Source organism: Fulvivirga kasyanovii, assembly GCF_009711405.1.
GTDB classification, from domain to species: Bacteria; Bacteroidota; Bacteroidia; order Cytophagales; family Cyclobacteriaceae; genus Fulvivirga; species Fulvivirga kasyanovii.
In genome coordinates, this window is record NZ_SMLW01000535.1 from 15,723 (window position 1) to 17,047 (window position 1,325).

Genomic DNA, 1,325 nt, shown 5'->3' on the forward strand with positions numbered 1-1,325 from the left:
GGAATAACAACTAACTATTATTGACAAACCCCGAATGTAAGTAATTTACAGAAATTCATTTGTTGTTTTTGGGTTGGTCTTCCTTTATAAGGATACGCTAATTCAACACCTTCCCAACCATAAACCTCCAAATTTCACAAAATGCCCCACCTGCCACCTGTATTTTTTAATCAAAATAGATGCAAAAATTGTCAAAAATGTGTATCTATCTGAATATTTACTTTTATTTGGGCAGGGCTTTTTATTTCAAAAAAACTGAATATCAGTTTCTTATGGTGTTCTCAAAACTACATATCAGACCGCTACTGTTGCTCTAATAGTTTGTTTAACAGCATAATTTAAGTATATGTCGACGATCAGGAAAAATGTACATCGTGAAATAACTCCACTGGCGCCTCAGGATAGTTTTCTTGTATTTGAGCGGGTTAAGCAGCATTTTGATTTTCCCATTCATTTTCACCCTGAGTATGAGCTAAACTTCATTCATAATGGCAAGGGTTGCCGCAGGGTGGTTGGGGACAGCATGGAAGAGATCGATGATATTGAGCTGGTCATGGTCGGACCCAATTTAGAGCATGGCTGGGAAACTTATAAATGCCAGAGTCCGAGCATACATGAAATCACCATTCAGTTTCATAATGACCTTTTTGATGAAAAAATGCTCTCCAGGCAGATCTTCAAACCGATCAGGGATTTATTTAACAGGTCGAATCACGGCATATTGTTCTCTAATAAAATAGCAAAAGAGCTTATGCCAAGGATAGTCTCTCTATCCAAAATTGATAGCATTGATTACTTTCTGGAGCTTATCTCTATCCTTCAGGACCTGGCCAATTCCAGAAATCAAAGGTTGCTCTCCACCTATAGTTCGCGTAACTCTCAGTTTGAGAATAGTAAGCTGATCGAAAAGGTTTACACCTATATTCAGGAGAATTTTGACCGGAAAATAACCTTGACGGAAATTTCTGATCTGGTAAATATGAGCCCCGTCTCGTTTAATCGTTTCATAAAAAAGCGTACAGGAAAGACTTTTATTGAGTACACCAACGACACGCGGATAAGCTATGCCACCCGTTGGCTGATTGAAACTGACCTGAGTATCGGTGAGATTGGTTTTAAATGTGGGTTTAACAACATTGCCAATTTTAACCGGGTATTTAAAAAAGCTAAAAATTGCACTCCAAGTGAGTTTAGGGCTGAATTCCAGGGAATAAGAAGGGTTTTGTAGTTTTTTACTTCTGTATTAAGGTTTTATTCTCCGAATTTGTGCTTGTATGCAAGGGCGTGGTTTCTGTTGGCATATTTCACCTTCGTTTTTAACACTT

1 protein-coding gene is annotated in these 1,325 nt (G+C 38.0%); it reads left to right on the top strand.

The window, feature by feature from the left end:
- The first annotated feature begins 346 nt into the window (after positions 1 to 346).
- Complete coding sequence (locus E1163_RS12330; protein ID WP_155172093.1) at positions 347 to 1,228, top strand: AraC family transcriptional regulator; 882 nt, start codon at positions 347 to 349, stop codon at positions 1,226 to 1,228.
- Positions 1,229 to 1,325: the final 97 nt, after the last annotated feature.